Genomic DNA, 20981 nt, shown 5'->3' with positions numbered 1-20981 from the left:
GGGTCGGGCAGCGTCGAGCTGCCCGACCCACCGTATTGATCCAGTACACGCGGCATAGTGACCGTATGACTGTGTTGACCACGGAGTACACCTGGGCCGCGCTGGGCGGCGATCCCGCCGCCCCCGCCCGGGTCTCGACCGTCGCACGCACCGGAGTGCTCGCATCACGGCTGCCGGTACGGGAGTTGGCGCGGGCCTGTGTCGGCTCCTGCGCCCTGGCCGCCGCCGAACTGGGCGCCCTCCGGGCCGGGCTGCCGGAGCTGCCCGGGGTCCGCGTGGACGACGGCGCGGTCGCCACCGCCCTCGTCAGCGAGCGGCATCTGCTGGTCGAGGGACGCGCACCGGTCACCTTCGCGCCGCTGTCGCGTTTCTGGCGGACGGCGGACGGCTGGGTGCGCACGCACGCCAACTACCCGCACCACCGGGCACGTCTGCTCACGGCCCTGGACACGTCCGAGGACCCGGCGTCCGTCTCGGCCGCGTTCGCCGAACGCACCTCCGCGGAGGCCGAGAAGACCGTGTACGCGGCCGGCGGCCTCGCCGTCGCGCTGCGTACGGCGAAGGAGTGGGCCGCGCACGAGCAGGGCGCGGCGGTGGCAGCGCGCCCCCTGGTCGAGCGCGGGCGGCTCGACTCGGCACCCGCGCGCGTGCTCGCGCCGATCGGCACCGCTCCCCTGCTGCCCGCCGCCGGGATCCGCGTCCTGGACCTGACCCGGGTCATCGCGGGCCCCGTCGCCACCCGTACGCTCGCCCTGCTCGGCGCGGACGTCCTGCGCGTGGACGCGCCCCGACTGCCCGAACTCCCGGACCAGCACGCCGACACGGGCTTCGGGAAGCGGTCGGCGGTACTGGATCTGACGGCCGACCGGAGTGCCTTCGAGGAACTCCTCGCCGGTGCGGACGTCGTCGTCACCGGGTACCGGCCCGGCGCCCTGGACCGGTTCGGGCTCTCGCCGGAGGCGCTGGCCGAGCGCAGGCCCGGGGTGGTCGTGGCGCAGTTGTCGGCGTGGGGCGCGTACGGGCCCTGGGGTGAACGGCGGGGCTTCGACAGCCTGGTGCAGGTCGCCACCGGCATCGCGGCGATCGAGGGGTCGGCGGCGGAGCCGGGTGCGCTGCCCGCGCAGGCGCTCGACCACGGCACGGGGTACCTCCTGGCGGCCGGGGTGCTGCGGGCGCTGAGCGACCAGGTACGGGAGGGCGGCAGCCGGTTCGTACGGCTGGCGCTGGCCCGGACGGCGGGGTGGCTGATGAGCGGGGCGGCGCAGGGGCAGCAGACGCCGGTGAGCGGCTCCGCGTACGACGACGCGTACGACGGGCCGGAGGCATGGCTCGCCGAGCGGGACAGCGCGCTGGGGCGGCTGCGGTACGCGCTGCCGCCGGTCTCCTTCGCGGGCGGGCCGGTCGACTGGGCGCGACCTCCCGGGGTTTGGGGGAAAGACAGACCGCAGTGGGCGTTGTGAGATAAACACAGCGTGGGCCCTTGGGGAGGGGCGCCGGGGTGAGTCACCGGGCGACCGGAGACGTACCTACGGCTGGTGAGGATCTTGGGGTGGGCTTGATACGACCGACTGACGGGGCGTCCGACGAGGGCGGGCCCGCGAGAACGCCCGGTGCCGGGCAGCCTGGCAACGGACGACCTGGACCCGGGAGCCCCGATACCGGGCGCCCTGGTACCGGGCGGGCCGTCGCCGTGCTCGTGCTGGTGGCACTGGCCGCGCTGATACCGCTGCTCGGCCCGTCCGCCGCGCTGGACGGCACCGGTGAGGCCTCCGCGCCCGGCGTCCCCGGGATCGCCCTGCTGCGGACGGTGCTGTTCGCCGCGCTGTGCGTTCCGGTGGGCGAGCTGTTCGTGCGGCAGCTGGCCGGAAGGCTGCCCGGGGCGCCGCCGGAACGGGCGCGGAGTTGGGCGCCGTACGCGACCGGTGTCGGTTTCGTCGCCGCGCTGGGGCTCGCGTCGGTGGTGTCGACGGGCAACCTCGTGCCGCACAGCCTGGCCGCGATCGATGTGGGCGGACTGTACGAGTCCCGGGACGGCAAGCTCGCGCTGCTGGAGGTCAACGGGTTCGCGGCGGCGGGACTGTGCGCCCTCTCGGCCCGCCCGGTGATGCAGGTCTGGCCGTTGGCCGCCGTGGCCGTGGCGGAGGCGCTGCGGGCCCATCCGGCGCCGGAGCTGGATCCGCTGACCGGCTCGGTGCTGACGTTCGTGCACCTCACGTGCGCGGCGCTGTGGGTGGGCGGACTGCTGTACGTGCTGCGGACGTTGCCCCTCTGGGGGGCCGCGAGTGAGGCGCGCGTGGCGTTGTTGGGCCTCTACGCGCGCGTGGCGGCCGTTCTGCTCGCGCTGATCACCGCGACGGGCATCTGGAGCACGCTGCGCCGGATGCCGGCGGACACGGTCCTGGAGCAGCTGACGTCGACGGCGTACGGCCGCACGCTGCTCGCCAAGGTGATCGTCGTGGCCGCCGTCGCCGTCCTTGCCCTGTGGGCGCGGCTGCGGCTGAGCCGGGCGGCAGACCCGCTGACGGCCTGCTCCCCCGCGCGCGCGGAGGTCGTCGCGCTGGGGCTGGTGGTCACGGTGTCGGGGCTGCTCACCGCGCTGCCGGTGCCGATCCGCTGGACGTGAGGGGTGACCGCTCAGCGGTTCTCGCCGCCGTGAGTACACCGGCGGTCAGGAGCCATTGGGCCGCGAGGTACGTGAGCATGATCCAGAAGTCGGGGTTCGGGAGCTGGGGCAGGTCCGCGACGCCGATCGCGATGAGCGTGTCGGAGAGCAGGAAGAGCGCACCGCCCGCGCCGGTGAGAAGGCCGAGTGCGGTGGCTCGGTAGGCCATCGCGGTCAGCAGGAGGCTGTATCCGGCGACGGGGACGCGGAGTTCGGCGGGGAGGCCGGGCCAGAGGACGGCGAGGGTGACGGCCAGGGCGAGGGCACAGGCGCCCGCGAGGCCGTGGCGGGCTGCACGCGCGCGTGGGGTGCCGTTCGACATGCGGTCCTCGTTGCCGTACCTCCGGAAGAGGACGAGGTAGCACACGTGCCCGGCCGCGAAGGAAGCCATGCCCGCCAGGAACGCCGGGTCTGCGTCGGAGAGCAGCAGGACGTCGCCCGCCCAGCCGAGGAGGAGGGCGCCGGTGAGGAGTCGGGGAGCGCCGCGCAGCTGGGCGTGGGCGGCGAGGAGGGGCATCAGGAGGGGCTTGGCGAGGGCGTGGCCGGTGTCGGAGCCGGCGGCGAGGCAGATCAGGTCGGCGGCTGCGGCGAGGGCGAAGGCGGCCAGGAGAGCGCGGGCCGGACTCACGCGACGGCGGTCTCTTCGGCCTGCTGCTCCCGCCGCACGGACGCGGGCTGCCAGCCCGGCCCCCGGAACACCCGCCCGGCGCGCTCGCGCCAACTGCCCGCCGCCTTGATGTCCTTGACGATCGCGACGTACTCATGAGTGGCGACCTTGACCGGGTTGAACGTGTTGATGTTCTTCGTCAACCCGTAGACAGGCCGTTCGGTCTCCGCGACGAACGATCCGAAGAGCCGGTCCCAGACGATGAGGATGCCGCCGAAGTTGCGGTCCAGATAGCCGCCTTGGGAGGCGTGGTGGACGCGGTGGTGGGAGGGCGTGTTGAAGACGTACTCGAACCAGCGGGGCATGCGGTCGATCCGCTCGGTGTGGATCCAGAACTGGTACACGAGGTTCGCGGAGGAGCAGAAGGCGAGCGCGGCCGGGTGCACACCGAGGGCGACGAGGGGGACGTAGAACGGCCAGACGGTGAGCGTGGTCCAGGGCTGGCGCAGCGCGGTCGTGAGGTTGAACTTCCGGCTGGAGTGGTGGACCACGTGACACGCCCACAGGATGCGGATGACGTGGTGCCCGCGGTGCGACCAGTAGTAGAAAAAGTCCTGGCCGAGCAGCATCAGCGGGACGGTCCACCACAGCACCGGGACGCGGAGCGGGGTGAGTTCGTGGATCGCCGTGTAGACGGCGACGATCGGGATCTTCCAGAGGAAGTCGAAGGCCAGGCTCCCCAGTCCCATGCCGACACTGGTCGCGGCGTCCTTCGCCTCGTACCCGGCGGCGTCCTCATCGGGGTGTATTCGGACACTGATCATCTCGATGACGGTGAGCAGTACGAAGGCGGGTATCGACCAGGCCACGACATCGGGGAGGTTGGGCATGGCTGCACGTTAGGACGGCTCACGGGTGGCGCACAGCCGTTATTACTGACAAGTATTCAGTGCAGTACGCGCTTGCTTGTTGGTGGTCTCCACCAACCGGGCGGCCGACGGAGTGTCAGTCGCGGCCCGTATTCTCTGGGACCATGCTCGAAGACCTGACGCCGACGCCGTCCCCCGTACCGTGGCCGCCCGCATATCCCCAGGGATACGCGGTCGTTGACGTCGAGACCACCGGTCTGTCCCGGGACGACCGGATAATCTCCGCAGCCGTCTACCGGCTCGACGCGCGCGGTGAGGTCGAGGACCACTGGTACACGACCGTCAACCCGGAGCGGGACCCCGGGCCGGTGTGGATCCACGGGTTGACGAGTGACGTGCTGGAGGGAGCGCCCCTCTTCGTCGAGATCGCCGAGGAGTTCGCGTCCCGGCTCGCCGACCGTGTGCTCGTCGCGCACAACGCGGTCTTCGACTGGTCGATGATCGCCCGGGAGTACGCGCGCGCGGAGCGCGAGGCTCCGGTGCGTCAGCGGCTGTGCACGATCGCGCTCTCCAAGGAGCTGGGGCTGCCGCTGCCCAACCACAAGCTGGAGACGCTGGCCGCGCACTACGGGGTCGTCCAGCAGCGCGCCCACCACGCCCTGGACGACGCGCGCGTGCTCGCCGAGGCGTTCCGGCCCAGTCTGCACGCGGCTGCCCGGGGCGGCGTACGGCTGCCGCTGCTGGAGTGCCGGCCACTGACGGAGTGGTCGGCCTCCACGGCCGGTGCCGCGCGGCCCCAGATCGGACGGCAGGCCTCCGGGGGCTACGGCGGCTACCAGCCGACCAGTTGGCGGCCGTCCCGCAAGCGGCCCGCGTGTCCGTACCCCAATCCGGGGCGCTACGAGGACGGCAGGCCGCTGAAGCAGGGCATGCGGGTGGCGTTCTCCGGGGACACCTCGGTCGAGCGGGACCTGCTGGAGGACCGGGCAGTCGAGGCGGGCCTGCATGTCGCGACGAGCCTGTCCCGGCTGACCAGCCTGCTCGTCACCAACGACCCCGACTCCATGACCTCGAAGGTGGTCAAGGCCCGGCAGTACGGCACCCCGGTCGTCGACGAGGCGGCCTTCGGTCAGCTGCTGCGGGATGTGGAACCGGCGGCGGAGGGATGACCGTACGGACGGGTGATTGGCGCCCGACTCGCCCGGCACGGTCTCGCTCGGGCGCCACCGACGGCCCACCCTGTGGCGCATGGCGACCTGTGAAGTCTGCGGCAACAGTTACGGCATGACCTTCGAGGTGCACGCGCAGGGTGCGGTGCACGTCTTCGACTGCTTCTCCTGCGCGATCCACCGCATGGCACCCATCTGCGAGCACTGCCGTGTCCAGATCATCGGGCAGGGCGTGGAGGCCGACGGCCACTGGTACTGCGGGGCGCACTGCGCCCGCGCGGAGGGAAGGGTGGGGATCATCGACAAAGTCTGAGCCGAGTCCGTACCCCCCTCGATGCACCCCACGGGCGAGTTGTACCGTCAGTGGGGTGTACCGCTTCCTCTTGTCCCGGCAGTGGGTGATCCTCACGCTGGTCGCCCTCCTCCTCATCCCCACGATGATCAGGCTGGGCATCTGGCAGATGCACCGCTACGAAGAGCGCACCGCCCGCAACCAGCTGGTCGCCGACGCGCTGTCCGCCGACCCGGTGGCCGTGGAGAAGCTGACCTCCCCCGGACACACCGTCACCACCGGCGAGCGGTACCACTCGGTGAGCGCGAAAGGCCGGTTCGACACCGACGACGAGGTCGTCGTCCGGCGCCGCACCAACTCCGACGACGAGGTCGGCTACCACGTCCTGACCCCCTTCGTCCTCGACGACGGCAAGGTCCTGCTGGTCAACCGGGGCTGGATCCCCGCGGACGGCCCGAGCCAGACCGCGTTCCCCAGCATCCCGGCGCCCCCGAAGGGCGAGATCACCGTCACCGGACGGCTGATGCCCGCCGAGACGACCAAGGCGAGCGGCATCAAGGACCTCAAGGGCCTGCCGGACCGCCAGATCATGCTGATCAACAGCGAGCAGGAGGCCCGGCGCCTGGGCGCCGAGGTGCTCGGCGGCTACATCGTGCTGACGACACCCGAGCCGAAGGGCGACACGCCCGAACTGCTCGGCAAGCCGGGCAACGAGAACGCCGCGCTGAACTACGCCTACGCCATCCAGTGGTGGCTGTTCTCCGCCGCCGTCCCCCTGGGCTGGGTGATCCTGGTGCGCCGGGAACGCCGGGACCTGACGGAGGCCGCGGCCGAGTCGGCGGCGCGTGAGGCACAGGAGTCGCCGGACGGCGAGCCCGCCGCCGTGTGACGTAATCGAGGGCTCTCGGCGAGGGACGGGGCCTTCACGCCCGAATGCGCATGCCCTGTGCAGGGAACCCGCCCGACGTGCACCCTCACCGGAACCACCGCGATCCCCACATCCCTCGCATCGAGGACTACGCCCTCGTCGGCGACCACCAGACCGCCGCGCTCGTCGGCATGGACGGCAGCGTCGACTGGCTCTGTCTGCCCCGCTTCGACTCGGGCGCCTGTTTCGCCGCACTGCTCGGCGACGAACGCAACGGACACTGGCGGATCGCCCCCGAGGGCGCCGACCGGTGCGTCCGGCGCGCCTATCGGCCGGGCACCCTCGTCCTCGACACCGAATGGGAGACCGACGAGGGCGCGGTCCGCGTCACCGACCTGATGCCGCAGCGCGACGTCGCCCCCGATCTCGTACGGATCGTCGAGGGCGTACGCGGCGAGGTGACCGTCCGCTCCACACTGCGGCTGCGCTTCGACTACGGGTCGATCGTGCCGTGGATGCGCCGGAAGGACGGGCACCGGGTGGCCGTCGCCGGGCCGGACGCGGTGTGGCTGCGCACCGAGGAAGGGGTGCGCACCTGGGGGCGGGACTTCACCACGTACTCGGAGTTCACGGTCTCGGAGGGCGAGCGGGTCGCGTTCGTGCTGACCTGGCATCCCTCGCACGAGGAGCATCCGCCGTTCGTCGACCCGTACGAGGCACTGGACACGGCCGTCGCCGACTGGGAGGCCTGGTCGGCACGGTGTACGTACGACGGGCCGCACCGGGACGCCGTCGTACGCTCGCTGATCACCTTGAAGGCGCTGACGTACGCGCCGACCGGCGGCATCGTCGCCGCCCCCACCACCTCGCTCCCCGAGGAGCTGGGCGGCGTACGCAACTGGGACTACCGCTACTGCTGGCTGCGGGACTCCACGCTCACCCTGAACGCGCTGCTGTCGGTGGGCTATCACGAGGAGGCCGAGTGCTGGCGCGACTGGCTGCTGCGCGCGGTCGCGGGCGACCCGGCGGACCTCCAGATCATGTACGGGCTCGCCGGTGAGCGCAGGCTGCCCGAGTTCGAGCTGGGCTGGCTGCCCGGGTTCGGCGGCTCGGCCCCGGTACGGATCGGCAACGCGGCCGTACGCCAGCTCCAGCTCGACGTGTACGGCGAGGTCATCGACTCGCTGGCGCTGGCCCGGCGTTCGGGGCTGCCGTCCAAGCCGCACATGTGGCGGGTGCAGGTCGCGCTCATGGAGTTCCTGCGGAAGACCTGGCGGCAGCCCGACGAGGGGCTGTGGGAGGTGCGCGGGCCGCGCCGGCACTTCGTGCACTCGAAGGTGATGGCGTGGGTGGCCGCCGACCGCGCGGTGCGTCAGCTCGAACTCAACCCGAAGCTCACCGACGGCGACATCGACGGCTGGCGGGCCATGCGCGACGAGGTCCACCAGGAGGTGTGCGAACGCGGGTACGACCCGGAGCGCAACACGTTCACCCAGTTCTACGGCTCCCGCGAACTCGACGCCGCCGTCCTGCTCCTGCCCCGCGTCGGCTTCCTGCCGCCGGACGACCCGAGGATCGTCGGGACCGTCGACGCCGTCCGCGACGAGCTGGGGCACAGCGGATTCGTACGCCGCTACAGCACGGAAGGTCCCGTGGTCGACGGGCTGCCCGGTGACGAGGGTGTCTTCCTGGCCTGCTCGTTCTGGCTGGCGGACGCGCTGCACATGATCGGCCGTACGGAGGAGGCACGTTCTCTGTTCGAACGGTTGGTCGGCCTCACCAACGACGTGGGGCTGCTCGCGGAGGAGTACGACCCGGTCGCCGGCCGGCAGCTCGGCAACTTCCCGCAGGCGTTCAGCCACATCGGCCTCGTCAACACGGCCCTCGCCCTGTACGGCGGGGACCGGGCAGGATAGGGACCATGGATCTTGGACTGAAGGACCGGGTGTACGTCGTCACCGGAGCCACCCGTGGACTGGGCAACGCCGCCGCGCGCGAGCTGGTCGCCGACGGCGCGAAGGTGGTCATCACCGGGCGGGACGAGAAGACGGTCACGGAGGCGGCGGCTGCGCTGGGCCCCGGCGTGGTGGGGGTCGCCGCCGACAACTCCGACCCGGAGGTCGCGGAGCGGCTCGTCGCGGTGGCCCGTGAGCACTTCGGGCGGTTCGACGGCATTCTCGTCAGCGTGGGCGGGCCTCCGCCCGGATTCGTCGCCGACAGCACGGACGAGCAGTGGGTGGCCGCGTTCGAGTCCGTGTTCCTGGGCGCGGTGCGGCTCGCTCGCGCGGCGGTGGCGGAGTTGGAGGCGGGTGGGGTCGTGGGGTTCGTGCTGTCGGGGTCGGTGCACGAGCCGATTCCCGGGCTGACCATCTCCAATGGGCTGCGGCCCGGGCTTGCGGGGTTCGCGAAGTCGCTCGCGGACGAGGTGGGGCCTCGGGGGATTCGGGTGGTGGGGTTGCTGCCGGCGCGGATCGATACGGATCGCGTGCGCGAGCTGGACGGGTTGTCGGCTGACCCCGAGGCGACTCGGGTCGCCAATGAGTCGCGGATTCCCTTGCGGCGGTATGGGAGGCCGGAGGAGTTCGGGCGTGCCGCCGCGTTTTTGCTCTCGCCTGCGGCGAGCTATTTGACTGGGGTCATGGTGCCTGTCGACGGGGGTATGCGGCACGGGTTTTGAGCGCCGTTGTTGACTGCGGGTGCGTGGGGGCTGGTCGCGCAGTTCCTCGCGCCCCTAGGGAATTCCCGCGTCCCCTGATTGCTAGTTGACCCTCTCCGCGCGGTGCTTCACCGCCCGCAGATCCACCTCTGTGGGGAGTGACTTGAGGCCTGCCGAGTCTCGGGCGTTTGTCAGAGCCTCGGCTGTGAGGCGGACCACCGCGTCGCCTGGGGACGCGTGGGGCTGGAGGAGGAGTTGGACTCGGGCCCCGGGGGACGTGCGGCGGCCCGTCAGGGTCACCTGGGCGCGTTCCACGCCCTCCAGGCGGGCCGCCTCCCCCGCCACCGCGCTCTCCATGGCGCGGCCTCGCAGGAGGGCGCCCTCGCCGTCGCCCGTGTCGACCAGGACCTCGTTCAGGCGGCGTCGGCGCAGGACCGCGGCCAGCCACCACAGGGACAGCAGGACCAACGCGGCCAGGATCGCGAGTACCGTCGGCCACCACCAGCCGGCGTCCCGGTAGTGGGTGCGTTCCGCGGTGCTCAGCAGGACGTCCTTCTTGTCGTCGTGGATCCACCAGGTCGGCCAGCTGCCGCCGAGGCCGATCGCGAGGACCGAGCCGCCGGTCACCATCAGGGCCAGGCCCGCCAGCCCCAGCAGGACTCGGTTGACGATGCGCTGCATCCGTCCTCACCCCTTCTTCCGGCCGGGGCGGCCGACATGCACCGACAGGGCGGGCGGCCGGGACAGGCCGAGGCCCCTGATCGCGTCGGCGAGCACGTCGTCCAGATCGGCCCGTACGTCGTCGAGCTCGCGGAAGTGGGAGACCGCGCGGACGTCGGCTTTCGTGCGGGTCATCCGGACCTGGACCGACTGCACGCCGGACACCTCCATGGCCCGGTCGCGCAGCACCATCGCGGCGGCGGCCCGGTGCAGGCCGGCCCGGACGTCCACGTGGGTGCGCCGCATCGGCAGGACACCGCGCAGGCCCGGCGTGACGGCGAGGATCAGCAGCCAGGCGCCGAGGGCGACGGCGATCCCGGCGCCGACCAGGACCCAGGTGTCGTCGAGGGGGCGTTCCGCGAGCTGCCTGGCCAGCGATTTCCGCCAGCTCATGGCCGGGCGGTCGGCCCGTACCGCGGTGATGTCGTAGAGGAACGCGCCCGCGCCGACGAGCAGGAGCAGTGCGAGGACTGTCGCGGGGACTCTGCGCGCCGACCAGAAGCGGCCGTTCCTGTCCTCCCCGTCGGCGAGGGTGGGCAGGGGGTCGTAGGCGGCGGCGGACGAGGACTGGCCCAGTCCGGTGGTGTCGGCCGCCGGGTCGCTCTCTTTCTCCAGTACCGGCAGTCGCTGGGTGCTGTCCGAGCCGTCGGAGCCCTGGGGCTCGCTCATCGCGTCCTCCCCTGTGCCTTCCCCGGTGTCACGCCGTGTGTCTGTGCCAGGTGCAGCCGCTCGATCTCGACGGCGACCTCCGGCACCTCCATTCCCGCCAATGCCTCTACCCGCGAAGCGACCCGACGACGCACCGTCGCGCACTGGTCACCGATGTCGGAGGGGTACGGGAGTTCGAGGCTCACGCGGACGCGGGCCCTGTCGTGGTGGACCACGACCGTGGCGTGCGGCGGTACCGCGTCCGGGGGCAGCCCGGCCAGTGCCTCACGGGCCGCCTGTGTGGCGATCTTCGCGACGACCCGGTCGGCGATCCGGGTGGCGCCGCGTTCGCCCGGCGGCACCGCCATCGTGGCCGTACCGGGCGTACGTGGCTGCCCGGGCTGCTCCTCGGTCACAGGACCTCACCGCCGTTTGTCGTTACGGGTGCGGAAGAAGTCGCCGAGGTCCAGGTCGCCCTCCAGGAACCGGCCGACGACGAAGCCGAGGGCGCCCAGGGCGGCCACCAGCAGAAACGCGCCGAAGCCGCCGAAGTATCCGGCGAATCCCAGCGCCATTCCGGCGATCATGCCGATGACGGCGATGCTCATGCTGCCTGCCTTCCCGGTTCCTTCCCGGTCCTTTTGCCGATGCCCCGAATCCGTCATTGCAGACGGAGCTCGGACTCTTCTTCCTCTTCCTCTGGCAGCTTCACGTCGGTCACCGCGATGTTGACCTCGACGACTTCGAGGCCGGTCATGCGCTCGACGGCCGCGATGACGTTCTCGCGTACGGCCCGGGCGACATCGCCGATCGAGACGCCGTACTCGACGACGATCTCCAGGTCGAGGGCGGTCTGCACCTCGCCGACCTCGGCCTTCACTCCTCGGGTGACGGATTTCGAGCCGCCGCCGGGCACCCGGTCGCGGACCGCGCCGAAGGTCCGGGAGAAGCCGCTGCCCATGGCGTGCACGCCGAGGACGTCCCGGGCGGCGAGCCCGGCGATCTTCTCGACGACTCCGTCGGCGATCGTGGTGCGTCCCCGGTCGGCGGGGTCGCCGCCGCCGCGTTTGGTGACGTTCGTCTTACGGAGCTGGGTGGGCGTCGGGCCGTCGCCCTCGCTCCCGGGCTGCTCCGGCCGTTTCCGTGGGGTCGTGTCGGTCATAGCCGTACATCCCTTTCGGTCGTCCTCCACCATCCACAGTAGGCGGGGTCCGACGGACGCGCGCCGGGGATGCGGCAGGCAGGCGACGCGTGCGGGGGCGCGGGCCGAAGGGGCGGGTCCGGGCAGTGCTCCGGCGCCGGTCACATTCCCTTGAGGCCGTGGGCCGTCGCGACCGCCACCACCAGTGAGCCGGGTTCGATCGCTCCGGAGACGCGGGCGTCGGCGACCGCCACCAGGGCCGCCGCGCTGCTCGGTTCGAGTGGCAGTCCTGTGCGCCACAGCCGGTGGGTCTCGGCGGTCACCGTGTCGTCGTCCACCACCTGCGCCCGCCCGCCGGAACGCCGTACGGCCTCCACCGCCTGGAGCGCCACGGAGTTGCCCCCGAGGGACGGCATCACGGCGGTCGCGCCCGGGAAGTCGCCGTGCGGATCGGCGCCGTCGAGGACGGCCGACACCCTCGGGTACGGCTCGACCAGGCACAGCCGGGGCACCGGACGCTCCCCGCACACCTCGCGGAAGCCCAGATACATGCCCCAGGCCAGATCCCCGCGCGAGGTCGGGACGACCACCCAGTCCGGCCAGGCGCCCGCGAGATCGGTGAGGATCTCGGCGGCGAGCGTCTTGTAGCCCTCGATGCCGAACGCGCTGCTGCCGACCGGCGGCAGCTGGAAGTTGGTGACCGGCAGCACGGTAGGCGAGCCCACGTGCGCGGCGAGATGCCGCCACCGTGCCGCCGCCCGGGGGAAGGAGACGACATGGGCGCCGAGGTCACGCATCAGCGTGGCGACGCGCTCGGGGATGTCGTCCGTGACGGCGATCTCGCAGCCGAGCCCGGCGCGTCCGCAGTAGGCGGCCAGGGACACGCCCGCGTTGCCGGAGGAGGCCGCGGCGACGGCCCGGTAGCCGGCGTGCAGGGCGCGGGCGACGGCGAGCGCGCTGAAGCGGTCCTTGTGCGAGCCGGTCGGGTTGGCGCCCTCCCACTTGAGCCGCAGATCGACGTCCAGGTCGTTGTCGGCGCGCAGCAGCGGGGTCCGGCCCTCACCGAGGGTGAAGGGCACGGTGTACGGCAGTTGTACGCCGGACGCGCCCTTGGCGGGTTCGTACACGCACGCCACGTTGGCGGGAGTACCGCCCGCGAGACAGGCCGGGCAGCCGCGCGGGAGGTCCGCCACGCGGTGGCGGGCGCCGCAGCGGAGGCAGACGAGGGAGCGCAGGGCGGGGTTCTGGGCGACGGTCACCGTGCCGACGGTAGTGCGGTACAGCCATCTCGCGGGCCGCTTCCACGGCCAGGGCACGGCGAGCGCGGGCGACACCCCGCTGCCGCGGACACGCGGGTGAGGAGCCACCGCCGACGGGCAGAACCCCTCCCCTCACCCGCGCGCGGGAGGACAGTCGACCCTGGTTGTGGGGGCCGATGCGCCGAGCCTCCCCTCACCCGCGCGCGGGTGAGGGGTTCGACCGGCGTCCTCGGCACCGGCGACATGTCCCACCCCCCACCCGCGCGCGGGCCGAAGGCTCAGCAGCGCGGATGCCGCGGCGGCCCGGTGATGGCCCTCACCTGCGCGCGTGCCGGAGGCTCAGTCGCCGACGCCTGCCAGGTCGCGCAGCCGGCGTGCCTGGGCGGCGCGCTCGGCGGTGCGCTGTTCGTCGTACATCCGGCCCTGGACGCCGCGCAGCAGCGCCTTCGTCTCGATGAGGGCGTCGCGGGGTGCGGCGAGCAGCGCGGTCGACAGATCGCGTACGGCGTCGTCGAGCCGCTCGGCCGGTACGGCGATGTTGGCGAGGCCCGTGTTCACGGCCTCCTCGGCCGCGACGAAGCGGCCGGTCGCGCAGATCTCCAGGGCGCGGGCGTAGCCGACCAGGCCGACGAGCGGATGGGTGCCCGTCAGGTCGGGGACCAGGCCCAGGCTGGTCTCGCGCATGGCGAACTGCACGTCGTCGGCGACGACGCGCAGGTCACAGGCGAGCGCGAGTTGGAAGCCCGCGCCGACGGCATGCCCCTGCACGACGGCGATGGACACGAGGTCGCTCCGCCGCCACCAGGTGAAACCCTCCTGGTACTCGGCGATGGTGCCGTCGAGCGTGGCGTCGTCGCTGCGCGCCAGATCGATGAACGACGGCTCGCCGTCGAACCCCTCGGGCGTGAACGCCTGTCGGTCGAGTCCGGCCGAGAACGACTTGCCCTCGGCACGCAGCACGACGACGCGCACGGTGCCCGGCAGTGACCGCCCGGCCTCCGCCAACGCCCGCCACAGAGCAGGACTTTGGGCGTTGCGCTTGGCCGGGTTGGTCAGCGTCACCGTGGCGATCGAGTCGTCGACGGTGAGCCGGACGCCGTCCTTGTCGAGTACGGGACCGAGGGGGTCCTTTTCGGGCGAAGCCATGGGGGCGCCTCCGATGTGTGCGGTCAGCAGAGCCGAGTAGAGCTAAGTGACTGCACAGTAACCACCCGGCCGGTCAGCCGACCGACCGGGTGGCCACCATCGAAGCCGACGAGTCGCCGGGGTCAGGCCGAAGCGGCCTTCTTGCCCCTGGTCGCCCCGCCCCGCCCACGGAGCGTGACGCCCGACTCGCTGAGCATCCGGTGTACGAAGCCATACGAGCGACCGGTTTCCTCGGCCAGCGCTCGAATGCTCGCACCGGAGTCGTACTTCTTCTTCAGGTCTGCCGCGAGCTTGTCGCGCGCGGCGCCGGTTACCCGGCTGCCCTTCTTCAGAGTCTCGGCCACCCGTGCCTCCTCATGGGAAGTGCGCTCTGGTTCCTCTCATGATCACCCCTCGAGCGCCTCATGGCCACCCATTCGGCAAGGTCCGTGAGGCAAGGTTTTGACGACAGGAGCGCATCCCCACAAGCGGAATTAGTAATTCCGGAGCGCGTTGTCCGTACGGCCGAACGAGTTGTTTCGCGAATTGCCTGGTCAGGAACGTGCGACGGCCGGGCCCTTGCCGATGAAGGGCCCGGCCGTGAAATGGATGTAGGACACACCTCGGTATGAGGAGATCTCACACAGATGATGGATCACGGATCGGCCGAATGATCCAGATGGAGTGGATCAGCGATTCGATCACATGACCGTGCCCGTCAGGCGAGGGCCACCAGGTCCGCGTAGTCGGCTCCCCAGAGGTCCTCGACACCGTCCGGGAGCAGGATGATCCGCTCCGGCTGGAGGGCCTCGACGGCGCCCTCGTCGTGGGTGACGAGGACGACGGCGCCCTTGTACGTGCGCAGCGCGCCGAGGATCTCCTCGCGGCTGGCCGGGTCGAGGTTGTTCGTCGGCTCGTCGAGGAGCAGCACGTTCGCGGAGGAGACCACGAGGGTCGCGAGCGCGAGGCGGGTCTTCTCGCCGCCGGAGAGGACGCCGGCGGGCTTGTCGACGTCGTCGCCGGAGAACAGGAACGAGCCGAGCGTCTTGCGGACCTCGACCAGGTCCAGGTCGGGGTTGGCGGAGCGCATGTTCTCCAGGACCGTGCGCTCGGGGTCGAGGGTCTCGTGCTCCTGCGCGTAGTAGCCGAGCTTGAGGCCGTGGCCCTCGATGACCTCGCCGGTGTCGGGCTTCTCGGCGCCGCCGAGGAGCCGCAGGAGGGTCGTCTTGCCGGCGCCGTTCAGGCCGAGGATGACGACCCTGGAGCCCTTGTCGATGGCCAGGTCGACGTCGGTGAAGATCTCCAGTGAGCCGTACGACTTCGACAGGCCCTCCGCCATGAGCGGGGTCTTGCCGCAGGGCGAGGGCTCCGGGAAGCGCAGTTTGGCGACCTTGTCGGAGACCCGGACCGCGTCGAGCCCGGCGAGCAGCCGGTCGGCCCGCTTGGCCATGTTCTGCGCGGCGACCGTCTTGGTGGCCTTGGCGCGCATCTTGTCGGCCTGCGAGTGCAGGGCGGCGGCCTTCTTCTCGGCGTTCTGCCGCTCGCGCTTGCGGCGCTTCTCGTCGGCCTCGCGCTGCTGCTGGTAGAGCTTCCAGCCCATGTTGTAGACGTCGATCTGGGAGCGGTTGGCGTCCAGATAGAACACCTTGTTCACGACCGTCTCGACGAGGTCGGCGTCGTGGGAGATCACGATGAAGCCGCCGCGGTACGTCTTCAGGTAGTCGCGCAGCCAGACGATCGAGTCGGCGTCGAGGTGGTTCGTGGGCTCGTCGAGCAGAAGCGTGTCCGCGTCGGAGAACAGGATGCGGGCCAGCTCGATACGGCGGCGCTGACCGCCGGAGAGCGTATGGAGCGGCTGGCCGAGCACGCGGTCGGGCAGGCTCAGCGCGGCGGCGATGGTGGCGGCCTCGGCCTCGGCGGAGTATCCGCCCTTGGTGAGGAACTCCGTCTCCTGGCGCTCGTACTGCCTGAGGGCCTTCTCGCGGGTGGCGCCGCTGCCGTTGGCGATGCGCTGCTCGTTCTCCCGCATCTTGCGGATCAGGACGTCCAGGCCGCGGGCGGAGAGGATGCGGTCGCTGGCGAGCACGTCCAGGTCGCCGGTGCGGGGGTCCTGCGGGAGGTAGCCGACCTCGCCGGAGCGGGTGACGGTGCCGCCGGCGGGCTGTCCCTCGCCGGCCAGGACCTTGGTGAGGGTGGTCTTGCCGGCGCCGTTGCGGCCGACCAGGCCGATGCGGTCGCCCTTGGCGACACGGAAGGTGGCGGACTCGATGAGGACACGGGCGCCGGCGCGCAGCTCGATACCGGAGGCGGAGATCACGGACAGACTCCAGGGCAGGGTTGTTGGCGGGGTGGACGGCTGAGGGCGTTCCCGCCGTCTAATGCGCGAGGAGACAGGCCATGGGGGCCAGTCTAACGGGGTCGTGCAAGCACTTTTCCTGCGTTCTGGTGTTCGAGCCGGGAGCGATCTTCCCCGTGGGCTTCCCGACGGGGCGTTGTCAGTGGTCGGTGCCAGACTGGGCGCAGACGATTTTTCCGGTTTCCGGCTTCCCGGTCTCCGGTTCCGGTGCGAGGGAGTGATGGGCATGGCAGGCGCGGGCGGCGGGCGTCCCAGCATCTATCCGACGCTGGTGTACGCGGACGCGAAGGCGGCGATCAAGCAGCTCACGGAGGCCTTCGGCTTCACCGAGGCGTCGGTGTACGAGGGGGAGGACGGCAAGGTGCTGCACGCCGAGCTGGTGCAGGGCAACGGCGCGGTGATGCTCGGCTCGAAGGGCACCGGCAGTGTCTTCGACACGGCGATGAAGGGCGCGGGCCCGTGCGGGGTGTACGTCGTCGTGGACGACGTCGACGCACACCACCAGCAGGCCGTGGAGCACGGCGCGGAGATCCTGATGCCCCCGACGGACCAGGACTACGGCTCGCGCGACTACATGGCCCGCGACACCGAGGGCAACATCTGGAGCTTCGGGACGTACGCGCCCGAGATACAGGCCTGATCCCGTCCCTTCCCGAGGCCGCCGGGCGGTAGGGCTGAGCGGCCTCGTGGAAGCCCGGTGCACCACCGCGGCCCGCGAGAGGGCGGGCGGCCGTGGCGTGCGTGGCTCCACCGGAGGGCGCGGCCGGGCTGTACCGGCCCGCGGCAAGCCGAACCGCACAGCCGGCGGAGCCTTCAGCCTCCCGTGTGCACCTGGAAGGCGGCCCGGCGTACGGCCTTGGCGAGGGCCGGGTCGGGGTGGGCGGCGGCCAGGGCGACCAGGACCTGGACGGTGCGGGGGTGGCCGACCGCGCGGACCTCGTCGAGGAGCGCGGGGATGGTGGGCTGCACCGCGGACTCCAGGTGCCGTACGAGCAGCGGTGCCTCTCCGTGGTCGGCGACGGCCGCGGCGGTGTCGACCCACATCCAGGTGGCCTCCTCGCGGGTGAGCACCTCGTGGGCGTCCTCCGGGTCGATCCCGTCGTGCTCGGCCAGCCACAGCAGGGCGTAAGGCCGCAGCGGGGTCTTCTCCGCGACGGCACGCACATCCGGCTCGGCGGGGCCGCCGACCACGCGGAGCGCCTCGAAGGCGAGACCGCGCAGCAGGGCGTCCTCGCCCCGGGCGGCGTCGAGGAGTTCGGCGACGGCGCTGCCGACGGGGCGGGCGGCGAGCCAGGCGCGGTACTCGGCGCGGGCCGCGTTGGGGCGCAGCTGGGAGCAGCCGCGCAGCATGTCCTCGGCGTTCTGCTCGATGTTGCCGGCCGGGCTCTGCGCGGCGACGCAGATCTGCTCCAGCTTGACCCACACCGCCCAGCTGCCGAGCGGGGTCAGCGTGGCATGGCCGTCGCCGTAGGTGAGGGCGCCGACGGAGGCCAGGGCGTGCAGCGCCCAGTCGAGGAGGGGGGCGAGCGGGGTGTCGACGGCGCCGGCCTCCGGCTGCTGCGGCAGCGGCTCGGGCTGGGGGCCGTACGGGATCTCGCAGCGCTCGGTGCGCAGTTCCGTGACCCGCTGCTCCAGTAGGTCGAGGAGCTGCTCCATGGGGACGGGCCCTGCGGACAGCTGGAGGAAGGAGAGCACCTGGGGCATCGCGGAGACGACCTCGGCGACGGCGGCGGGCTCGTGGTCGGCGGCCTCCGGGTGGGCCAGCGACCAGGCGTCGAAGAGGGCGACCCAGCCGCGCAGTACGGCGCTGTCGTCACGGTTCCAGGCACGCAGTCGCCAGCCGGGGCGCGCGGTGTCGCCGTGCACCTCGACGAGGCCGGCGAGCCGGGCGGTGTCCCAGTCGTGGCGGACCTGATCCGGGGTCAACCCCAGTTCGGCGGCGGCCCGTTCGGCGGTGGCGTCGGACAGGGTGCCCCTGCCGTCGGAGGCCTCGCCGTCATGGCCGGGCCGCAGGGCGGGGTCGGCCCAGCGGGCGACGCGGGCCGCGCCGGCCAGACCGGAACGAGCCATTCGGGCCAGTTCCGACGGCGCCGGTGTGCCCTCGGGCGGACGTGGTGCGGGGCGGCGCGAGCGCCGCTGGTTCATCGCTCGTGGGGCGGCGGCCAGGGGTCGCGGGCGGACGAGTCGAAGCCTGGAGTCGCGCGGGATACGGGACGTCACGGGTGCAGTCTTCCGGTTGACGGTCCGAAAACCCAAACGGAATGTCACGGCGGGCCACAGGGCTGGCCAAGGGAGGGGGTTCGGGCAGGGGCCGAGGGGGGTGTTCAAGCCAGTGGTCCGGCATTAAACGGAAGGAGGTCCGCGATCGGGCGGCGCATGGGCGAGGCGCTGCGGACCAGGTGTTTTCGCGAGCGGACGACGGTCGGAGCCACCCTCCACCTCGGCAACCGGATCGCCCGCTCGGGCCGCGTCGGCTACATCAGCGGGGTGAGAAAACGGCGCAGGGCTTCCTCGTACGTCGCCGGGTCCGCGTTCCACATCGCGCCGTGCGGGGCGTGCTGGACCGGGTGCAGGGTGATCAGGTCGGGGCGGCGGGCCGCGAGGCGCCGGGAGGGGGTCCAGGGGGCGATCGTGTCGGCGGGGCCGTGCAGGATCAGGGTCGGGACGGTGAGCCGGGCGGGGTCGGCGGCCTCGGCGGCGGGTCCATAAGGGCCACCGTGCAGCCCGGTCCGGCCCTGGGCGGCGCGCACCGCCAGGGGCAGCAGCGCGCCCGGGGTGCGGCGGGCCGTGGCGAGGGCGCGCAGGGTGGTCTCCCAGCTGAGCACCGGCGAGTCCAGGACCAGCCCGGAGACCCGGTCGCGCAGCGCGGAGTGGGCGGCGGCGCGCAGGGCCATGGTGGCGCCGGTGGACCAGCCGTACAGGACGACGTGCTCGGCGCCGTGGCTCAGGGCGTGCCGCATGGCCGCGTCGAGGTCGCGCCACTCGGTCTCGCCGAGGTGGCCCAGGCCGTCCTGGGGCCGGGGAGCGCCCGGGTCGCCCCGGTAGGCGAGGTCGATGACCGGGAAGCGCTGGCGGTGCAGGAACGGCAGGACGTTCAGGGGGTGCTCGCGGGTGGCGCCGAGACCGTGCACGGTGATCACCCAGGTGGTGCGCACCCCGGGTACGAACCACGCGGGCAGGGCGCCGAGTTCGCCGGGGATCTCGATGTCGTGGTGGTCGAGTCCGAGGGCGGTGCCGGGGTCGCCGACGTGCACGTTCGGGGTGAGCCAGACCTTGTCGCGGGGTTCCAGGGAGCCGTGGGAGACCCGTTCGAGGCGGCGTACGACGGTGTCGGCGGAGTGGGCCGCGTGGTTCAGGACGGCGCCGACGACCGCGTGGGAGCCGTCGCCGGCGAGGCCGTAGGTGCCGGGGCGCTGGGAGGCCAGGGCGCGGGTGAGGGTGACGCGGCCGGCCGCGGTGGAGTGCACGGTGAGCCGGGGTTCGGTGGGCAGGGGTTTGCCCGGCGGCGCCTTGAGCGCGGCGTCGCTGGCGTAGCGGCCTGCGGCGACGCTGGCGGCGCCGGCCGCCAGGGCTGCGGTGACGGCAGCGGCCGTCGCGGTGACTGGGCGCACGGGTCCAGTCTCGGGGTGGAGCCCTCCGGGGGCCAGCGGGAGGACGGGGCGGGTGGAGGCGCGTGGGCGGTTTCTTCGCCCCCGCCGCCCCTACCCGTCCCATCCCGTTCCTGGGGGCTGCGCCCCCAGCCCCCCCTTGTCGCGCTGAACGCGCTCGTCCTCAAACGCCGGACGGGCTGAAAGATCAAGCGCCGGACGGCCGCGAGGGCTGTCCGTACCCCCTGAGCCGCTTCCCCGCCTCGTTCACCTGGGTCTCCGTCAGGAGGGTCGGGGAGAGGCCGGGCAGGGCGGAGGCCGTCAGCCAGACGCGGCACATCCACTCCAGTTGGGCGGTGCGGTCGTACGCCTGGTCGAGGGTGTCGCCGTACGCGACCGTGCCGTGGTTCTGGAGGAGGCAGGCGGTGCGGTCGGTCAGGGCCTGGAGCGTGTTCTCGGCCAACTCTTCGGTGCCGTAGGTCGCATACGGGGCGACTCGGACGGGGCCGCCGAGATCGGCCGCCATGTAGTGGATCAGCGGCACCTCTCGGACGAGCGTCGAGACGGCCGTCGCGTGGACGGCGTGGGTGTGGACGATCGCGCGGGCCCCGGTGGCGCGGTAGACGGCGAGATGCATGGGCAGTTCGCTCGTCGGGGTGAGGGTGCCGAGTACCTGGCGGCCGGTCAGGTCGACGCCGACGATGTCGGCGGGGACGAGCCGTTCGTACGGAACGCCGGACGGGGTGACCAGGACGGTGTCACCGACCCGTACGGAGACATTGCCGGAGGTGCCGACGACCAGTCCGTCGGCCACCGTGCGGCGGGCCGTCGCGACGAGCGCGGCCCAGGCGCGCGCCGTCTCGTCGGGCACGGCCCGCCCCTCCGCCGTACCCGTCTCCTGTGCACTGCCCCGCACGTCACGCCCGTCCCGTCGCTGATCGGCCATGCCGTGATCCTGCCAGGCGCGGTCCCGGGCCGCCGCCGGGTGAGGGCACTGTAGGTCCGAACTCCGTTGACCGTAA

Annotated in this window: 22 protein-coding genes; 8 read left to right on the top strand and 14 right to left on the bottom strand. The window is 72.2% G+C overall.

Annotated elements, in window-relative coordinates:
- Positions 1 to 65: 65 nt before the first annotated feature.
- Both OG787_RS38675 and OG787_RS38670 read left to right on the top strand, forming a co-directional pair.
- Positions 66 to 1460 (top strand): CoA transferase, encoded by a 1395-nt coding sequence (locus OG787_RS38675; protein ID WP_405538371.1) that lies wholly within the window; start codon positions 66 to 68, stop codon positions 1458 to 1460.
- Positions 1461 to 1549: 89 nt separating this feature from the next.
- Entirely contained in the window at positions 1550 to 2623 is a 1074-nt protein-coding gene (locus OG787_RS38670) for a CopD family protein (RefSeq protein WP_405538369.1), read from the top strand.
- On the opposite strand, the gene OG787_RS38665 is transcribed toward OG787_RS38670, so the two are convergent.
- Together OG787_RS38665 and OG787_RS38660 are read right to left on the bottom strand one after the other, a co-directional pair.
- Entirely contained in the window at positions 2589 to 3290 is a 702-nt protein-coding gene (locus OG787_RS38665) for a lysoplasmalogenase (RefSeq protein ID WP_405538367.1), read from the bottom strand. The genes OG787_RS38670 and OG787_RS38665 overlap by 35 nt on opposite strands.
- Positions 3287 to 4159, bottom strand: a complete 873-nt coding sequence (locus OG787_RS38660) for a sterol desaturase family protein (protein ID WP_405538365.1) — start codon at positions 4157 to 4159, stop codon at positions 3287 to 3289. The genes OG787_RS38665 and OG787_RS38660 overlap by 4 nt, the downstream gene beginning before the upstream one ends.
- Before the next feature lie 143 nt (positions 4160 to 4302).
- On the opposite strand from OG787_RS38660, the gene OG787_RS38655 reads away from it, so the two are divergent.
- The 5 genes from OG787_RS38655 (at position 4303) to OG787_RS38635 (ending at position 9144) form a co-directional block, all read left to right on the top strand.
- Positions 4303 to 5307 (top strand): DEDDh family exonuclease, encoded by a 1005-nt coding sequence (locus OG787_RS38655; RefSeq protein ID WP_405538364.1) that lies wholly within the window; start codon positions 4303 to 4305, stop codon positions 5305 to 5307.
- 79 nt (positions 5308 to 5386) lie between these two features.
- Positions 5387 to 5620, top strand: a complete 234-nt coding sequence (locus tag OG787_RS38650) for a hypothetical protein (RefSeq protein WP_369033760.1) — start codon at positions 5387 to 5389, stop codon at positions 5618 to 5620.
- 55 nt (positions 5621 to 5675) lie between these two features.
- A complete protein-coding gene (locus OG787_RS38645) occupies positions 5676 to 6488 on the top strand; it encodes an SURF1 family protein (RefSeq protein ID WP_405538363.1) in 813 nt (270 codons plus the stop codon).
- Positions 6489 to 6532: 44 nt separating this feature from the next.
- Positions 6533 to 8383: a glycoside hydrolase family 15 protein gene (locus OG787_RS38640; protein WP_405538362.1), complete on the top strand. Its 1851-nt coding sequence runs from the start codon at positions 6533 to 6535 to the stop codon at positions 8381 to 8383.
- A gap of 5 nt (positions 8384 to 8388) precedes the next feature.
- Positions 8389 to 9144, top strand: a complete 756-nt coding sequence (locus tag OG787_RS38635) for an SDR family oxidoreductase (RefSeq protein ID WP_369033763.1) — start codon at positions 8389 to 8391, stop codon at positions 9142 to 9144.
- An 81-nt stretch (positions 9145 to 9225) separates the two neighbouring features.
- Here the strand turns inward: OG787_RS38635 and amaP are convergent, their stop codons facing one another.
- The 9 genes from amaP to OG787_RS38590 form a co-directional block, all read right to left on the bottom strand.
- Entirely contained in the window at positions 9226 to 9804 is a 579-nt protein-coding gene (amaP, locus tag OG787_RS38630; protein WP_405538360.1) for an alkaline shock response membrane anchor protein AmaP, read from the bottom strand.
- A 6-nt stretch (positions 9805 to 9810) separates the two neighbouring features.
- Entirely contained in the window at positions 9811 to 10512 is a 702-nt protein-coding gene (locus tag OG787_RS38625) for a DUF6286 domain-containing protein (RefSeq protein WP_405538359.1), read from the bottom strand.
- Entirely contained in the window at positions 10509 to 10859 is a 351-nt protein-coding gene (locus OG787_RS38620; protein ID WP_405540714.1) for an Asp23/Gls24 family envelope stress response protein, read from the bottom strand. The genes OG787_RS38625 and OG787_RS38620 overlap by 4 nt, the downstream gene beginning before the upstream one ends.
- A 54-nt stretch (positions 10860 to 10913) precedes the next feature.
- Complete coding sequence (locus tag OG787_RS38615) at positions 10914 to 11099, bottom strand: hypothetical protein (RefSeq protein ID WP_369033766.1); 186 nt, start codon at positions 11097 to 11099, stop codon at positions 10914 to 10916.
- Between the two features lie 53 nt (positions 11100 to 11152).
- Positions 11153 to 11653: an Asp23/Gls24 family envelope stress response protein gene (locus OG787_RS38610; protein WP_369033767.1), complete on the bottom strand. Its 501-nt coding sequence runs from the start codon at positions 11651 to 11653 to the stop codon at positions 11153 to 11155.
- A gap of 140 nt (positions 11654 to 11793) precedes the next feature.
- A complete protein-coding gene (locus OG787_RS38605) occupies positions 11794 to 12891 on the bottom strand; it encodes a pyridoxal-phosphate dependent enzyme (protein WP_405538357.1) in 1098 nt (365 codons plus the stop codon).
- 339 nt (positions 12892 to 13230) lie between these two features.
- On the bottom strand, positions 13231 to 14037 hold the full coding sequence (locus tag OG787_RS38600) for an enoyl-CoA hydratase/isomerase family protein (RefSeq protein WP_405538356.1): 807 nt from the start codon (positions 14035 to 14037) through the stop codon (positions 13231 to 13233).
- A 122-nt stretch (positions 14038 to 14159) separates the two neighbouring features.
- Positions 14160 to 14381: a helix-turn-helix domain-containing protein gene (locus tag OG787_RS38595; protein WP_006123601.1), complete on the bottom strand. Its 222-nt coding sequence runs from the start codon at positions 14379 to 14381 to the stop codon at positions 14160 to 14162.
- Between the two features lie 353 nt (positions 14382 to 14734).
- Entirely contained in the window at positions 14735 to 16333 is a 1599-nt protein-coding gene (locus tag OG787_RS38590) for an ABC-F family ATP-binding cassette domain-containing protein (protein ID WP_369033770.1), read from the bottom strand.
- A gap of 265 nt (positions 16334 to 16598) precedes the next feature.
- On the opposite strand from OG787_RS38590, the gene OG787_RS38585 reads away from it, so the two are divergent.
- Positions 16599 to 17012, top strand: a complete 414-nt coding sequence (locus OG787_RS38585; protein ID WP_369033771.1) for a VOC family protein — start codon at positions 16599 to 16601, stop codon at positions 17010 to 17012.
- A gap of 173 nt (positions 17013 to 17185) precedes the next feature.
- Here the strand turns inward: OG787_RS38585 and OG787_RS38580 are convergent, their stop codons facing one another.
- From OG787_RS38580 to OG787_RS38570, 3 genes are all read right to left on the bottom strand, one after another.
- On the bottom strand, positions 17186 to 18592 hold the full coding sequence (locus OG787_RS38580; RefSeq protein WP_369033772.1) for a hypothetical protein: 1407 nt from the start codon (positions 18590 to 18592) through the stop codon (positions 17186 to 17188).
- 254 nt (positions 18593 to 18846) lie between these two features.
- The gene (locus OG787_RS38575) at positions 18847 to 19983 is read right to left on the bottom strand and encodes an alpha/beta hydrolase (protein WP_369033773.1); all 1137 of its coding nucleotides are present in this window, start codon (positions 19981 to 19983) and stop codon (positions 18847 to 18849) included.
- A 184-nt stretch (positions 19984 to 20167) separates the two neighbouring features.
- The gene (locus OG787_RS38570) at positions 20168 to 20905 is read right to left on the bottom strand and encodes a class II aldolase/adducin family protein (protein ID WP_405538355.1); all 738 of its coding nucleotides are present in this window, start codon (positions 20903 to 20905) and stop codon (positions 20168 to 20170) included.
- Positions 20906 to 20981 lie beyond the last annotated feature (76 nt).

It is taken from the genome of Streptomyces sp. NBC_00075 (assembly GCF_045041225.1).
Taxonomy (GTDB): Bacteria; Actinomycetota; Actinomycetes; order Streptomycetales; family Streptomycetaceae; genus Streptomyces; species Streptomyces adonidis.
This window is presented reverse-complemented; position numbering and strand designations above follow the sequence as displayed.

What these genes read in the sequence shown, in the direction of transcription:
- OG787_RS38675 (WP_405538371.1), top strand. Translation starts at nt 66, where the DNA reads ATGACTGTGTTGACCACGGAGTACACCTGGGCCGCGCTGGGCGGCGAT.
- OG787_RS38660 (WP_405538365.1), bottom strand. Translation starts at nt 4,159, where the DNA reads ATGCCCAACCTCCCCGATGTCGTGGCCTGGTCGATACCCGCCTTCGTA.
- OG787_RS38655 (WP_405538364.1), top strand. Translation starts at nt 4,303, where the DNA reads ATGCTCGAAGACCTGACGCCGACGCCGTCCCCCGTACCGTGGCCGCCC.
- OG787_RS38650 (WP_369033760.1), top strand. Translation starts at nt 5,387, where the DNA reads ATGGCGACCTGTGAAGTCTGCGGCAACAGTTACGGCATGACCTTCGAG.
- OG787_RS38640 (WP_405538362.1), top strand. Translation starts at nt 6,533, where the DNA reads ATGCGCATGCCCTGTGCAGGGAACCCGCCCGACGTGCACCCTCACCGG.
- OG787_RS38635 (WP_369033763.1), top strand. Translation starts at nt 8,389, where the DNA reads ATGGATCTTGGACTGAAGGACCGGGTGTACGTCGTCACCGGAGCCACC.
- amaP (WP_405538360.1), bottom strand. Translation starts at nt 9,804, where the DNA reads ATGCAGCGCATCGTCAACCGAGTCCTGCTGGGGCTGGCGGGCCTGGCC.
- OG787_RS38625 (WP_405538359.1), bottom strand. Translation starts at nt 10,512, where the DNA reads ATGAGCGAGCCCCAGGGCTCCGACGGCTCGGACAGCACCCAGCGACTG.
- OG787_RS38620 (WP_405540714.1), bottom strand. Translation starts at nt 10,859, where the DNA reads ATGGCGGTGCCGCCGGGCGAACGCGGCGCCACCCGGATCGCCGACCGG.
- OG787_RS38615 (WP_369033766.1), bottom strand. Translation starts at nt 11,099, where the DNA reads ATGAGCATCGCCGTCATCGGCATGATCGCCGGAATGGCGCTGGGATTC.
- OG787_RS38610 (WP_369033767.1), bottom strand. Translation starts at nt 11,653, where the DNA reads ATGACCGACACGACCCCACGGAAACGGCCGGAGCAGCCCGGGAGCGAG.
- OG787_RS38600 (WP_405538356.1), bottom strand. Translation starts at nt 14,037, where the DNA reads ATGGCTTCGCCCGAAAAGGACCCCCTCGGTCCCGTACTCGACAAGGAC.
- OG787_RS38585 (WP_369033771.1), top strand. Translation starts at nt 16,599, where the DNA reads ATGGCAGGCGCGGGCGGCGGGCGTCCCAGCATCTATCCGACGCTGGTG.
- OG787_RS38570 (WP_405538355.1), bottom strand. Translation starts at nt 20,905, where the DNA reads ATGGCCGATCAGCGACGGGACGGGCGTGACGTGCGGGGCAGTGCACAG.